The following is a 13859-nucleotide window of genomic DNA, read 5'->3' as shown; positions in this document are numbered from 1 at the left end:
ATTTTTTTACATTCCTATCCTGATCGCTATCTTAATGTGTTTGGACGGATTTCTCAGAAGCTCTTCAAAGCCGTCCTCCACCAGCGTATCCAACGTTACTTCGCGCGTAATCAGCTCTTCGGCGTTAATTTTTCCCTGGGAAATATAATCGAGTGCCGCGCCGATTTCATCCGTATGCGCCTGTGAGGTCAGGAGCATGCGCTCGCCTTCCTGAAGCAGGTTCATATCGAGCACCGGCGGTTTTTCAAAAACGCCCATGATCATAATTTTTCCGGCCGGGCAAACGATATGCAGCGCATTGTTCAGCGTGGGCTGAATGCCGACGCATTCATACACCACATCGGCCATCCGGCCGCTTTCACTGATATACTCTTCCAGCGGCTTTTTGCCGGTATCAAGATATTCCCCGCCGCAGCGCCGGACCAGTTCCTCGCGTTCATTCCCGATTCCGGCGACCAGAACCTTTTCCGCGCCCGCAAGTTTGGCGGCGAAGAAACAGGCCAGCCCGATGATCCCGGGGCCGATGACCACAACATACTTTCCGGCAACGTCGCCAACCAAACGGGTGGCGTGGATTCCGCAGGCCAGCGGCTCCGCCAGAAGGGCCTGCCGCTGCGTAACATTTTCCGGGATATGGAACAGGCGCTCGGCCTGGAAGGTAACATACTCCGCAAAAGTACCGTCGTCGCCCACGCCCACAAAGCCGAGCTTTTCGCAGATATTGTAGTGCCCGGACTTGCACGCGGGGCATTTCCCGCAGCAAAGCGTGCCGTTCGCGGTAACGCGGTCCCCGACTTTATAGCCGGTTACGCCCTCGCCCAATTCCGCAATCACACCGGAAAACTCGTGGCCGATGGTCAGCGGGGCCATCCGGCCGGTAAGGCGGTGCGGCTTTTGGGTCGGAATAAAGTTCGGGCCGACATATTCGTGCCTGTCCGTGCCGCAAATCCCCGCGTAGTCCACTTTAATCTTAACGCAGCCGGGTTTCACTTCTGGCTGTTCGACTTCTTCGATTCGAACATCTTTATAACCATGCCATACAGCTGCCTTCATTGAAAAATCCTCCTATTCGAATATCTTCTGAAATAAATTGCTTAAAATGTCGGACGGGGCTTTCTTCTGCATTTCTTCAAACGAATAGCCGGCCAGTTTCTTCTCCACAAACTGCTCGGCCCCCCGGATGAACTCGACGGAAGCCTTTACCGCCGCGTCCGGATCGTCCCGGTAGGGGTACATATCGAGCGAATACCAGCCCTCGTAGCCCATCTTCCTGAGCCAGTAGAAGAATTCGATAAAATGCAGGAAATGCACGCTGCCAATCGGCATGTCGTCGTCGGCAATGCGGTAGTTGTCATTGACATGCAGATGGAAAAGACGGTTCTGCGCCAGCAGGATGGTTGCGGTTTCCGCAAGGTTTTCGCCCGCGAAAAGGGCGTGCCCGATATCCATGGTAACCCCCACGTTGTCCATCCCGGTGCACTGGGCGATCGCAAGCGACAGCCCGCCGGTGCTGACCATGCATTTCAGCCGGGGTTCGGTCGTTTTATATTCCAGACCCAGCTTGATTTTCGGATTGTGCTTTGCGCATTCGCGCAGGCCGTCGATCAGATACTTCCACTGCTGCCGGTAGTCCGACTGCATAAAATAGTCGTAGCCGTCCTGTCCCAGCCAAAGGCTCACCACCTCCGTGCCGATCTGTTCGGCAAAATCCATCGCTTTTTTCACCAGCGCGACGGTATTCTCCCGAACCTCCTGAATCGGCGAAGTAAAGGAGCCGGTTTTCCACTGCTTGTCGCACACAAGCTCCACGCCCATGGAGGAAATTTCAAGGCCGTATTTTTTAAGCAGGGGCGCATACTGCGAATAATTTTCCTCATTGATGTCGCAGGGATAGGTAATCTCAATGCCTTTTACACCATCGATTTTGCCAAGGTGCTCCAGCCTTTCGGTCAGCGGCAGCCTGTTTTTATATCCATCGCTTACGTAACGGTCGCTGCACGCGCCGTAAGTCCAAACGCCAACGCTAATTTTATTCATTTTTATTCTCCTTTTATTTAGCCCAAATACGCTTCGGTAAGGGATTTATCCGCCAGCAATTCCTCCGCGCTGCCCTGTTTGACAATGCTTCCTACGGACATAACATACGCGCTGTCGCTGATCGAAAGCGCTTTATACGCATTCTGCTCTACCAGAAGAATCGATGTTCCGTTCTTTTTCAGTTCCTTGATGATATCAAAGATCTGGCTGACAATAATCGGCGCCAGACCCAGCGAAGGTTCGTCCAGCATAACGAGGCTGGGCTTCGCCATCAGCGCGCGGCAGATTGCCAGCATTTGCTGCTCGCCGCCGCTCAGGTGCCCGCCGTACTGCTTCTGCCGCTCTTTCAGGCGGGGAAACAGGGTGAACGCATATTCCAGATCCTTTTTCACTTCCGCTTTGTCGTTCCGCAGGTAAGCGCCTACCATAAGGTTATCCATAACCGTCATATTCGCCAGGATCTGCCTGCCTTCCGGCGCATGGGTAAGGCCGGCCTTTACCACCTCGTGCGGCTTGTTCGGCAGGGGCTTTCCCCGGAAGGAAATGGTACCGCCCGTCGGCTTCATCGCTGCGCAGATGCATTTGAGCAGCGTCGTTTTGCCCGCGCCGTTTGAACCCAGCACCGAAACGATTTTGCCTTCTTCAATTTCAATGGACACATTGTTTAACGCTTTGATTCCGCCATATGCGGCGGACAAATTGTCCACCTTCAGCAAACTCTGCCCCATACTATTTCTCCTCCCCGAGGTACGCTTCAACAACCATCTTGTTGTTTTTCACTTCGTCCAGCCTGCCGGAGGCAATCGTTTTCCCGAAGTTGAGCACGGTAACGTGGTCGCACAGTCCGGCTACAACGTCCATATGGTGTTCAATCATCAATACGGTTAAATCAAAGCGCTCCTTAATCTCTTTTATGAATTCCACCAGCTCAACCGACTCTTCCTTGTTCATGCCGGCGGCCGGCTCATCCAGCAGCAGCAGCGACGGATTCAGCGCAACCGCCCTTGCGATCTCCAGCTTGCGCTGATGGCCGTAGGGCAGCGAATTCGCCTGCGCGTCCACCAAGTCCTGCAAGCCGACGATCTTTAATAATTCCATTGCCTTTTCACGCAGGGCTTTTTCTTCTTTTTTATACTTGGGAAGCCTTAGAAAAGAATCCAGCATATTATAGGTAATATCCAAATTGCTTGCGATCAAAACATTCTCCATTACGTTAAGGGTTGCGAACAGGCGAATGTTCTGGAATGTTCTTCCCACTCCAAGCTGGGCAACCTGGAACGGTTTCAGGCCGGTGACGTCTTTGCCCTTAAACCGGATTTCTCCGGCGTCCGGCTTATAAATCCCCGTAATGGTATTGAAAATGGTCGTTTTGCCCGCGCCGTTCGGTCCGATCAGTCCATGAATCTTGCCTTTTTCCAGTTGAAGGTTAAACGAATCGATTGCCTTAACGCCGCCGAAATTCTTATTCAGGCCGTTGATCTGCAAAATAGTATCCACTCTGTTACGCCCCTTTCTCCACCGTTCCGCTTGTCCTTTTGCTCAGGTTCTTAAACCAGCGGATAATTTTTGTAATGGAGAACTCCTTGTAGCCGTAAAGCCCGCTCGGCTTCACCGTTATGATGACAACAACGGCAATACCGTAAAGCAGCATTCTGTAGGTGGACAGGTCGCGGAAAACCTCCGGAAGCAGGGTAACCACGCAGGTTCCGAGGAACGAGCCGGTCAGGCTGCCAAGACCGCCGATAACCGTTGTAATGGTCAACTCGGCCGACTTTGCAAGGTTAAAGATTTTCGGTTCAAGATACGTCAGATGGTGCGCGTATAAACCGCCGGCCCATCCTGCATACACAGCGCTGACGACGAAAGCCAGAAGCTTATTTTTAAAGGTGTTGATGCCAACGGCATCCGCGGCAACTTCCTGTTCCCGGATTGCCGTTAAATTTCGCCCATACTTGGAATGGATGAGCGTCCATGCGAAAATAAAGGCCACAACCACGCTGATTGCCACGATCGTGAAGTCCGTATAATGCGTAATCCCGCTCAGTCCCCCTGCGCCGCCCGTTACCGGCTGAATATACTCGAACAGCACCCGGACGCATTCGCCGAAACCCAGGGTGGTAATCAGGAAATAGTCGCCCTTTAAGCCTAAAGTCAGCGAACCGAGGCCGTACCCCACCAAACCGGCAAGGATCGCGCCGGCCAGAACGGCCAAGAGGAACGGGACGTTGAACCTTGTTGTTAAAATCGCCGAGGTATACGCGCCGATCGACATGAACCCCGCGTTGCCGAAAGAAAAAAGCTTCGTAAAGCCTGTTAAAATAGAAACGCCCAGAACAACGATAAAGTTGATTCCGACTAAAACAAAAATTTCCTGCCAATAACCAGACATCCGCTTTCTTCCTCCTTACGCCTTATCTTCAACGTCCACTCCCATGAGGCCGGACGGTTTAATAAGCAAGATCAAAATTAAAAGACCAAATGTGAACAGGTCGCGTAAACCTGAATTCAAATACCCGGATACAAAGGTTTCCAAAACGCCGATAATAATGGCGCCGATAATTGCACCGCGCACGCTCCCCAAACCGCCGAGCACGGAAGCGATGAACGCTTTGAGGCCAACGTTGCCCATCGTGGGATAAACGCTGTACTTCAGCCCGAGCAAAACGCCGGCGCTGCCTGCGAGTAAACCCGCAATCAGGAATACAAGGGAAAAATACCGGTTGATGTTGATTCCCATCAGGCTTGCCGTATAGGAGTTCGACGCAACCGTCCGGATTCCGAGGCCCACCTTTGACTTATTGACAAGCAGTTCCAGAAGGATCAGCGCAATTGCCGAGGTAATCAGGGAAATAACATCCAGAATACCGATGCTGACGCTGCCCAGCTGAATGGTGGTAACATCGAACATCGAAGGGAACATCTGAAATTTCGGGCCGAAAACAACCATGGCGCCATTCTGATAGGTAGTGGAAATTCCCATGGCCGCGATCATGAGGAACATTGTCGGGGACCCTTTGTCCCGAATATGTTTATAAGCAATTTTTTCATTTAAAACGCTGGCCACACCGGCCGCGAGGATGCCGAAAGCCAGTGCGCCGAGGAAAGGAGAGCTTAACCGCGTCACCAAAGTCAGCGCGATATACGCGCCGAACATGGCAACTTCACCATGAGCCCAGTTTGAAAACCCAAGCAGGCTGTAAATCAACGCGTAGCCTGTTGCAATCAGCGCGTAAATTCCGCCTACGGAAATCCCATTAATCAATTGCTGTAAAAACATCTGCAACCACCTTCCAAAAGTGCAGGGGAACCATGAAATGCCCGCAGCATCCGGCGATTTCATGGTTTCCTGCAGCCGGATTATATTTTATTTGACGGAGTACATTTCAACAAAATTGACCGTATTGTTCTTAACCTGGAAAATAGCCGCATCACGGGTTGGGTTGTGGGTTGCAGGGTCAACGGACATGGAACCGAGGAAGCCTTTAAAATCGGTTGTTTTCTCAAGTCCGTCGCGGATCTTATCGGATTCGGCGGAATTTTGCTCTTTAATAACCTGGGCGAGCCACATTACGCCGTCATAACCGAACAGGCACTCTGCTTCCGGGGTAATGTTGTAAGCCTTCTTATAGCGTTCCGCAAACGCTTTTGCTTCCGGGCTGTTGAATCCGGGGCGTGAGCAGAAATAACCGCCGTCGATCGCGGCGCCCGCCAGCTTCGGAAGGTCCTGTGAATCCCAGCCGTCGGTACCGATAAACTGGCACGTAATGCCGAGGTCCTTCGCCTGTTTTGTAATTAAAGCAACATCCTTATAAACCCAGGGAATAAACAGAACATCCGGGTTTGCGCTCTTGATCTTGGAAAGCTGCGCGCGGAAATCGTTGTCGCCGGATCTTGCTTCTTCTTTCGCAACGATGGTGCCGCCTTCATCGGTAAATTCCTTTGTGATATAGCCGGTAACGCCTGTGGAATAGTTATCGCCGATATCGGTAATAACGGCAGCCTTCTTAAACTTCAGCTTGTTGATAACATAGGAAGCCACCACTTTGCCCTGGAACGGATCGGTAAAGCCGATACGGAAGGAATACAGATGGAGCTTGCCGCTCTGGTCCACCGTAACCTGCGGGCTGGAAGCCGCAGTTGCGATCAGCGGAATCTTTTTGGTGTCTGCAACCGGCGCCATGGCAATGTTGCAGCTGGAGAAGTTTGTTCCTACGACGGCAACAACTTTTTCCTGATCGATCAGCTTGTTCAGTGCGTTAACGGAGTCCAAAGGCTGCCCCTGTCCGTCAAAGCCTACGACCTGTACCGGTCTTCCCAGAAGTCCGCCCTTTGCGTTAAGGTCTTCCACCGCAAGCTTCATTCCGTTTAACCCGGCCTGGCCCCAGAGGGCGGTATCGCCGGACAGCGCGCTGACATAACCGATTTTAATCGGGTCTCCGGAAGGTGCCGCGCCGTTGCTTCCGGCGGATGCTGCGGATGCCGAGGCCGGGGCTGCCGTAGATGCCGTTGAATTCGCGGCTCCACCGGAACAGCCTGTTACGCCTGCCATTAGGGATAGTGCCAATACTGCGCTGAGAACTTTCTTGAACATACAACTTCCTCCTGTTTTTTTGATTAAGTACTATTTACTTAACGTATTTCTAAAAGCGCTTCTCCCTTGAAAAAACGCCAATAGCTAATATTCATATTCAAGGGGCTCCCCATCCAAGAAATGCTTAACATCCTTCACCAAGGCGATGGTGTGATTGACGATTGCGTCGTACGTTGCGCCGGCCAGGTGCGGAGTGATCACGACATTGTCGCACTTGGTAAGGAACGGATGGTCCTTTGCAATCGGTTCGCTTTCGAACACATCCACCGCCGCTCCCGCAATCTTATGGTTAAGCAGAACATCGATCAGCGCTTTTTCGTCCACAAGCGCTCCCCTTGAAGTATTGATAAAGTACGCGGTCTTTTTCATTTTGCCGAATGCTTCCGCATTGATGATTTTTCTGGTTTCCGGCGTATCCTTGCAGTGCACCGTAATCACATCGGATTCTTTGAGCAGCGTGTCAAAGCTGACGGAAGCCGTATTTTCTTCCAGCGTATCCGGGTTTACGAACGGATCGTAAACGAGGACGTTCATCCCAAAGCCTCTGCAAAGTTTTGCCACGGAGCGGCCTATGCTGCCGTAGCCCACAACCCCCAGCGTGCGCCCGCACAATTGACGGCCTTTATACAGCACATAGGGTGAATCACTGTTTAAGGCCCAGGTAACGTCGGAACGCAGCCCGTCTTTTATAACGTTTTCATGCCTGTTTTCCGAAACGTGCTTTCCGCTGTGCAGGGCACAATATGCAATCGGTATTTTCCGCATAATGGAAAGCATCAGCGCTACCGTAAACTCCGCCGTACAGGTTGAGTTTCTTCCGGGAGAATAACTCACTTTGATTCCCTTTTGCCTTGCATATTCCGTATCGACGTTTACGGGATTCGCCCTGGTACATACAATCAGCTTCAGCTCCGGAGAGGCGTCCATTACCTTCTTTGTTACCGGGTCATAGCTGGTAATTAATATTTCCTTTCCCTTTATCAGCTCGGCCATCTCGTCTTCAGTAAGAATTCTTTTGCTCTTGTACCAGCCCTCATACTGAATATCAAGAAGTTTCTTCAGCTCCGCAATATGGTCTTCACTCACCTCGGCAGTTAATAACGTTTTCATTGCCCACATATTCTTCCTCTCGATTGCATTTTCCACGGCTCAGATTGTCTCGTGCTCTTCGATTCTTTTTCCGTAATTTTTGAAGCGCTCCAGCATGCGTTCCATTTCGTCATTCGGAAGGATAACCGGTTCCCCAATGCATTTTGTCCGGTAGTAAAGTTCGCAGCAGAACTCAATCTCTTCCGTAACGGCAAACGCTTCCGCCAGATTCGCGCCGCCCGCCACCAAACCGTGGTTGGCCAAAAGAACCGCTTTTCTGTCTTTCATGGCTTCGAAAGCATTCTTCGCAAGGGCGACGGTTCCGTACGTAGCATATTTTGCACAGCGAACGTCAACCCCCGCAAAGGCAACCAGATAATGGAGCGCCGGCAGCGGCCAGTTCAAACAGGAAATCGTAGCTGCAAAAGTCGTATGCGTATGGATGATGGCGTCGATATCCGTACGGTATTTATAAAAAATACGGTGCATATCGCATTCGCTGGAAGGGACCTCGTTGCCGTCCACGATCTTTCCGGTCTGCACATCGATCAGCACGATCATTTCCGGGGTCATTTTAAAATAATCAATCCCGCTCGGCGTAATGGCCATCAGTCCGGACTCCCTGTCACAGATGCTCAGATTCCCCCCCGTTCCTTTTGTGAGCCTTGCTTCAATTGCCTTTTGCCCATATTGGACAATTTCTTCCCGGATTTCCTGTAAAAGCATCATTTTTCCGCCTTTCTTGAAGTAAAATTAGATAATTGATTTTAATAAATCGTCGGAACATCTAGTTGCTTTTTTTGTTTAATTCGTCGATATCCAACGACAATTCCTGTGAAATGGATTGGGCAATTGCTTTATCGATGATCAGTACGTCCAGGCACCCCGTGTTGATCGCGCCTAAAACCGCTTTTGCCTTGTTTACGCCGCAGGCTACCGCCGCCACGCGGGGAATATGCCGGAGTGTTTCAAGGCTTACGCCGATAACATGGTTCTCTGTTTCCCATGTGCCGTCTTTTTTAAAGGGCTGCATGGCCATATCGCCGACATAGCCTTGTGCAACCAGCTTTTCCAGCCGTTCCTTCGAAAGGAAGCCCTGCTGGTAAATGGTTGACGACTTGCTCAGTTCGCCGACACCGAGGATTGCCAGATCGCAGCGATTGATCAGGTCAAACGTTTCCGCAAACACTTTGTCCTGCATAAGGACTTCCCTCGCCTGCGGGTCGTCGACCACAGCGGGGCCGTAGAGCAGGTGATAATCGCAGGAAAGCTTTTTTGCCAGCGTACGGGCGATTTCATCCGGCTTTGCCAATTCCGTGTCGGAATTCAGCCCGCCTACCATCTGAACGATCTTGCAGTTGCTGAGATTTCTCTGCTGCATCTTCATGACGGCGGCGCCCAAAGTGATTCCCCAGGACACGCCGATGATACTGTTGTCACTCAGAAGCTGCGTAAAAGCGTTGGCGGCTTTCTGGCCGAAAAGATCCAACTGGTTTTCCGCATCGTCCACGTCAAAAATAAATACTCTGCCGAGCTTAAAATACTTTTCAAACGCACTTTCCATTTCGACATTATTTTCACGTAATCCGTTAATTTTAATTTCCACAATCCCGTCGTCAATCAGATTACCGATAATCTGGTTCACTCTTTGTCTGGTAAAATTGAGCCGCTTGGCAATTTCCGCCTGCGTCATATTGAGCTTATAATACCAATATGCAATTTCCAGTTTGTGGTCATCCGCATCATATTGAGAATTCATGTTCCGGTCCTCCTTACAAATGTAATTTTAATTTACATATGTCCTCTGTGTTGAGTGTATTATATATTACCTCTTTGAAGAAGTCAAGATCAAAAATAGCAATTTATACAAAAAATTTTTTAATATCCTGTAAAATGACATATGTCACACAAAATGGTTCTCAGAAAAAACCATTTTATTGTGTATTATTACTTAATAGATAATTGAAGCCCCACGGCAAAGCCGTGGGGCTTCTTGCAAACAAAGAGCCGTTTGGGATTACCCCAAACGGCTCTCAAAAAAATAATGGTGTTTCCACTGTTCATGTTTTGGAAACTGTTTCCAATTCTGCGGTTTACCGCTGCTGCGCGGATAAAACGAATGTTTTACTGCACAGGTTCAAACATGTCCTTACCGGCGCCGCATTCCGGGCAGGTAAAATCATCGGGCACGTCTTCCCATTTGGTTCCGGGTGCAATCCCCTGATCGGGGCAGCCTTTTTCTTCCTCGTAGATATAGCCGCATACGGTACATTCATATTTCTTCATGTTTGTCGACACCTTTCTTTTTGAAATGATAACTTATTTACAGTTTACTCATTTTATGGTACATGTCAACAATTTTTGGAGCAGAATATCCCGTATTGCAATTTCAGCAGCAGAAATTCCACTGAAATGGGCAAGACAATCGCTTTATACTACCTTTCATACCGAGCTTTGCATACGGGCGGTTTTTGCCGGGCAGGGGATGAAAAGCATCCGCGCGATCTGTTTCCGCTTCCTACCGCACTTCAAGCCGCCTTTCAAAATTGCCGAGGATCATGGTCGGCAAAACGACGAAGGCGAAAGCCTTCGGGTCCTCCTGAAGAAGGAATCTTTTTAGAAACTGCCATTCATATTTGTTGATGACGGTCATATGAACAAGCTGTTCATTCTGAGTAAATTCGCCCCAGCCGTTCCAGCTGGTCACTCCCCTGCCCGTAAAATCCGTCAGCTTTTTGCCGAGCTCCGGATTTCTGGAGATAATGAACACCGTAAGCTTGATGTTTTGAGCATGCACCTTATCCAGGACGACAGTGGCGACAAAGGAAAACACAAGCGAATAAGCGGCGGTCTCGAGGTCGAACTTCACTGCCGCGAAGAGATAGACACCGGTGTTGATAAAGAGACCGATCCTGCCGACGCTGAAGCCCGGATACTTTTTCGAGCAGATCATTCCGACGATATCCGTTCCGCCGCCGGAACCTCCTTCCCGGAGCGATAAACCCACCCCATAGCCGGCAATGGCTCCGCCGATCAGGCAGTTCAGCAAAGCGTCTGAAAACAGAGGCTTCGGCGGGGACGGAAGCACCGTCATCAGGAAGGACTGAACGCACACGGCGATAATCGTGCGAATAATGAATTTGCGTCCCACGATTTTCAAGCCCATGAAGATCAGCGGGATGTTCATCAGCCAGGCGATGATACCCACGATATCAATATTGGTGGGGACGGAAATGCCGCATGCGTCGGCGATCACCCATTTGATAATCTGCGCGACCCCGGTAAATCCCCCGCAGTAAAGCCCCGCGGGAATCAGAAAACACCGGTAAGCGACGGAAAACAGGGCCACGCCGATCAGGACATACAGCATATGCAGCCATTCGTTTCTGCCCTCTGCTTCTTTCATATCATTTTTATCAGCCTTTTCGAAGCCTTGTCTGTAAAAGAAAATACGGCGAATTTTTGGAATGAGTTTCAGCCGAAACAAAGGATTTTACAAACAAGGCCAATATTTGCGGTATCCGGTTTCTACCTTGCGGCAAATTTTCACTCTTTCATTAATATTCCAATTTCCACATATATCTTCTCATGGTCAGCGGATGGCTGCGGGCAATCGCGATCTGTTCCGCATAGACTCTCATCACGGCGCTCAGGATCATCGGATTGAAATACTCCGCCACAGCCGACGGAAGAGAATCGATCCCGTAATCTTTTCCGTCCACGATGGTTGCCTTCGCCTGAAAACGATGCAGGAAATCCATTGCGCGCGCGTCCAGGGCGCGTGTGCGGCCTTCGTTCATCAGCAGGATGAACGGAACATCTTTATCCACAATTTCGAACGGGCCATGGAAAAATTCTCCGTCATGGAAGCTGCCGGAGTTGATCCACTGCATCTCCATCATCAGGCACAACGAGAACGTATAGGCCACGCATTGTGTCGCGCCCGAACTCATCACATAGACGAACGGGGCGTCCTTGTAATCCTGGGCAAACTTCTTTGCAGCGGGAACAACAAAGGAAACCGCGTTTTCAATCATGTCATAGATCCTGCCGAAAGCCGTCTGCATATCCTCGTAATGCTCGTATCCCTCATACTGATTTAAAATCTCCACGGAGAGGTCGAGAACATTGACCATCTTTTCCAGCTTCGCCGCATAGTTTTTCTCAAAACCGTGCACGATGACATAGTCCGCATTCCCTGCAAGGGGGGAATCCGCCTTGTGCGTAACCGCTATGACCTTCGCGCCTTTTTCCATCGCCAGTTTGGACGCGGCCACGGTTTCCGGCGTGTTCCCGCCGAGGGAACAGGTAATGACAATCGCGGTACTGTCCACGGCGACCGGTGTTGCGTGTACAAATTCATTGGCCGTAAAATGGCCGACACGAAGAGACTTTGCGTTTTCCTCAAGAAAGTACTTTCCGGGGTAAAGCTCCGCCTTCGATGCGCCGCAGCCCACGTAATACACGGACTTAATGCCCGGAACTTCTTTTTTAATTTCTGAAACAATTTTTTTTACTTCCATTTTTATCCCTCTCCGTATTTTTTGATCTGCCCTTCCGGCGGATAACATAATGTATTATTATGTTATAACCATTATAGTACAATATAGAATACATGTCAAATAGAACTGCGCATTTTTTCCTTTTTCCGTTCCTGATCGATAAGCAAAATTGCATCCGCAACCGAGGCAAGCTCAACGTCCGCCCTGCCGCGGTCAAACGGAAACCGGTTATCGATCAGCGCCGCTACAATGGTGCCCGCCCGGTGCGCCGCCTCGATTCCAACCGTGGAATCTTCAATGACCAGACATTCTTTTGGGGATACGCCCAGCCTTTTTGCCGTTTCAAGGTACACGTCCGGATACGGCTTCGGTCTGCCGCAGTCTTCTCCGCTGATCACGGCGTCCATGCTGTCAAAAACGCCCACTTCCGTAAGAATGGCTTTCACCTTTTCATATTCCGTTGAAGACGCCACGGCCGTGCGGATGCCGTTCGCACGGGCATAGGAAAGCACCTCCTGAACCGCCGGCCGGAAGAGCGCCGTATAGTCAATTTTGCCGCAGTGGCGCGGAATCCAGTGAAAGCGGAATTCTTCCTTCAGTTCTTCGGCGTCCTTTCCGGAGCCGGAAACCCTCGCAAGAATATCCCAAATCTCTTTCGAGCCTCTTCCCACAATATCATTCAAATCTTCCTCTTTTACCGAGGAATTGTACTGCCTGATATACTGAAAAATACGCTGTTGATTCACCGGCTCCGTATCCACGATCACGCCGTCCATATCAAAAATTACCGCTTTAATCATCATCAGCCTTTCACCGCCCCGGCGGTAAGCCCGCGCACAAACTGCTTCGACATGCAGAAGAACAGGATAATTAACGGCAGCGACGCAATAATCAGGCCGGCCAGCGTTGTTGTATAGTCGGTTCTCAGGTCTCCTTTAAAGGTCATAAGGCCGATCGGAATCGTCTGTATCGCCTTATTGTTCAGGAATACGTTCGCAAAAAGGAACTCATTCCAAACGAAGTTCAGGTTCACAATTGCACAGGACGCGAAGATCGGTTTGCTGATCGGAACGATGATCTTCCGGAATATCTGGAAGCTGTTATACCCGTCCACAATTGCCGCCTCTTCCAGTTCCACCGGAATCGACAGGAAATAAGAGCGCATCAGAAACACGGTGAACGGAATCCGGAATGCAATATAAGGCAGAATCACCGCGAGATAGGTATCGTAAATTCCCAATGATTTCAGCATTTTATACAGGGGCACCAGCGCCACCTGTTCGGAAAGCGCCATTCCCCCGAGTACGATCACGAAGATGATTCCGGCCCCTTTGGCTTTGAACCTTGTAAGCCCGTAAGCAAGAAACGAAGACAGAATAAGGATTGCGCAGAGCGAGACCGTACTGACCAGAACCGAGTTTCCGAAATATCGGTACAGGCCAAGCTTCCATGCTTTGGCATAGTTGTCGAACCTCCATGCCTTCGGCAGGGAAAGGGAATTTTTGAAAAGCTCCGGATTGGTCTTTAAAGAATTCAGAATAATCCAAACAAGAGGCGCTAAAATTACGATGCACAGGAGGATGCACAGCAGATTGAGGAGAACTTTCGATGTTTTATGCCCGTTCATTGTTTTCATACTT

Annotated in this window: 15 protein-coding genes; all 15 read right to left on the bottom strand. The window is 50.2% G+C overall.

Annotated features, from left to right (window positions below):
- Positions 1 to 6: 6 nt before the first annotated feature.
- Complete coding sequence (locus tag OUY18_RS10710; RefSeq protein WP_268058776.1) at positions 7 to 1053, bottom strand: 2,3-butanediol dehydrogenase; 1047 nt, start codon at positions 1051 to 1053, stop codon at positions 7 to 9.
- Between the two features lie 12 nt (positions 1054 to 1065).
- On the bottom strand, positions 1066 to 2037 hold the full coding sequence (locus OUY18_RS10705; RefSeq protein WP_268058775.1) for a sugar phosphate isomerase/epimerase family protein: 972 nt from the start codon (positions 2035 to 2037) through the stop codon (positions 1066 to 1068).
- 17 nt (positions 2038 to 2054) lie between these two features.
- Complete coding sequence (locus tag OUY18_RS10700; RefSeq protein ID WP_419196139.1) at positions 2055 to 2753, bottom strand: ABC transporter ATP-binding protein; 699 nt, start codon at positions 2751 to 2753, stop codon at positions 2055 to 2057.
- A 13-nt stretch (positions 2754 to 2766) separates the two neighbouring features.
- The gene (locus OUY18_RS10695; protein WP_419196138.1) at positions 2767 to 3525 is read right to left on the bottom strand and encodes an ABC transporter ATP-binding protein; all 759 of its coding nucleotides are present in this window, start codon (positions 3523 to 3525) and stop codon (positions 2767 to 2769) included.
- 13 nt (positions 3526 to 3538) lie between these two features.
- A complete protein-coding gene (locus OUY18_RS10690) occupies positions 3539 to 4426 on the bottom strand; it encodes a branched-chain amino acid ABC transporter permease (protein WP_268058772.1) in 888 nt (295 codons plus the stop codon).
- A gap of 15 nt (positions 4427 to 4441) precedes the next feature.
- Positions 4442 to 5314 carry a branched-chain amino acid ABC transporter permease gene (locus OUY18_RS10685; protein ID WP_268058771.1) on the bottom strand — a complete coding sequence of 291 codons (873 nt, stop codon included), beginning with the start codon at positions 5312 to 5314 and terminating at the stop codon, positions 4442 to 4444.
- Between the two features lie 87 nt (positions 5315 to 5401).
- Positions 5402 to 6628 (bottom strand): ABC transporter substrate-binding protein, encoded by a 1227-nt coding sequence (locus OUY18_RS10680; RefSeq protein ID WP_268058770.1) that lies wholly within the window; start codon positions 6626 to 6628, stop codon positions 5402 to 5404.
- A gap of 84 nt (positions 6629 to 6712) precedes the next feature.
- Positions 6713 to 7738 carry a 2-hydroxyacid dehydrogenase gene (locus OUY18_RS10675; protein ID WP_268058769.1) on the bottom strand — a complete coding sequence of 342 codons (1026 nt, stop codon included), beginning with the start codon at positions 7736 to 7738 and terminating at the stop codon, positions 6713 to 6715.
- Between the two features lie 39 nt (positions 7739 to 7777).
- Positions 7778 to 8446 carry an L-fuculose-phosphate aldolase gene (locus OUY18_RS10670; protein ID WP_419196137.1) on the bottom strand — a complete coding sequence of 223 codons (669 nt, stop codon included), beginning with the start codon at positions 8444 to 8446 and terminating at the stop codon, positions 7778 to 7780.
- A gap of 58 nt (positions 8447 to 8504) precedes the next feature.
- A complete protein-coding gene (locus OUY18_RS10665) occupies positions 8505 to 9476 on the bottom strand; it encodes a sugar-binding transcriptional regulator (protein ID WP_268058768.1) in 972 nt (323 codons plus the stop codon).
- Between the two features lie 365 nt (positions 9477 to 9841).
- Positions 9842 to 10003 (bottom strand): rubredoxin, encoded by a 162-nt coding sequence (locus OUY18_RS10660; protein ID WP_268058767.1) that lies wholly within the window; start codon positions 10001 to 10003, stop codon positions 9842 to 9844.
- Positions 10004 to 10235: 232 nt separating this feature from the next.
- Complete coding sequence (locus OUY18_RS10655) at positions 10236 to 11123, bottom strand: YitT family protein (RefSeq protein ID WP_268058766.1); 888 nt, start codon at positions 11121 to 11123, stop codon at positions 10236 to 10238.
- Between the two features lie 151 nt (positions 11124 to 11274).
- Positions 11275 to 12240 carry an SIS domain-containing protein gene (locus OUY18_RS10650; RefSeq protein WP_268058765.1) on the bottom strand — a complete coding sequence of 322 codons (966 nt, stop codon included), beginning with the start codon at positions 12238 to 12240 and terminating at the stop codon, positions 11275 to 11277.
- A gap of 95 nt (positions 12241 to 12335) precedes the next feature.
- Entirely contained in the window at positions 12336 to 13022 is a 687-nt protein-coding gene (locus OUY18_RS10645; RefSeq protein WP_268058764.1) for an HAD family hydrolase, read from the bottom strand.
- Entirely contained in the window at positions 13022 to 13855 is an 834-nt protein-coding gene (locus OUY18_RS10640) for a carbohydrate ABC transporter permease (protein ID WP_268058763.1), read from the bottom strand. Before OUY18_RS10640 ends, OUY18_RS10645 begins: the two co-directional genes overlap by 1 nt.
- Positions 13856 to 13859 lie beyond the last annotated feature (4 nt).

Origin of the sequence: Caproiciproducens galactitolivorans, assembly GCF_026672255.1 — a bacterium.
Taxonomy (GTDB): domain Bacteria; phylum Bacillota; class Clostridia; order Oscillospirales; family Acutalibacteraceae; genus Caproiciproducens; species Caproiciproducens galactitolivorans_A.
This window is presented reverse-complemented; position numbering and strand designations above follow the sequence as displayed.

Coding starts and splice junctions, on each gene's coding strand:
- OUY18_RS10710 (WP_268058776.1), bottom strand. CDS start 1,053: ATGAAGGCAGCTGTATGGCATGGTTATAAAGATGTTCGAATCGAAGAA.
- OUY18_RS10705 (WP_268058775.1), bottom strand. CDS start 2,037: ATGAATAAAATTAGCGTTGGCGTTTGGACTTACGGCGCGTGCAGCGAC.
- OUY18_RS10690 (WP_268058772.1), bottom strand. CDS start 4,426: ATGTCTGGTTATTGGCAGGAAATTTTTGTTTTAGTCGGAATCAACTTT.
- OUY18_RS10685 (WP_268058771.1), bottom strand. CDS start 5,314: ATGTTTTTACAGCAATTGATTAATGGGATTTCCGTAGGCGGAATTTAC.
- OUY18_RS10680 (WP_268058770.1), bottom strand. CDS start 6,628: ATGTTCAAGAAAGTTCTCAGCGCAGTATTGGCACTATCCCTAATGGCA.
- OUY18_RS10675 (WP_268058769.1), bottom strand. CDS start 7,738: ATGAAAACGTTATTAACTGCCGAGGTGAGTGAAGACCATATTGCGGAG.
- OUY18_RS10670 (WP_419196137.1), bottom strand. CDS start 8,446: ATGATGCTTTTACAGGAAATCCGGGAAGAAATTGTCCAATATGGGCAA.
- OUY18_RS10665 (WP_268058768.1), bottom strand. CDS start 9,476: ATGAATTCTCAATATGATGCGGATGACCACAAACTGGAAATTGCATAT.
- OUY18_RS10660 (WP_268058767.1), bottom strand. CDS start 10,003: ATGAAGAAATATGAATGTACCGTATGCGGCTATATCTACGAGGAAGAA.
- OUY18_RS10655 (WP_268058766.1), bottom strand. CDS start 11,123: ATGAAAGAAGCAGAGGGCAGAAACGAATGGCTGCATATGCTGTATGTC.
- OUY18_RS10650 (WP_268058765.1), bottom strand. CDS start 12,240: ATGGAAGTAAAAAAAATTGTTTCAGAAATTAAAAAAGAAGTTCCGGGC.
- OUY18_RS10645 (WP_268058764.1), bottom strand. CDS start 13,022: ATGATGATTAAAGCGGTAATTTTTGATATGGACGGCGTGATCGTGGAT.
- OUY18_RS10640 (WP_268058763.1), bottom strand. CDS start 13,855: ATGAAAACAATGAACGGGCATAAAACATCGAAAGTTCTCCTCAATCTG.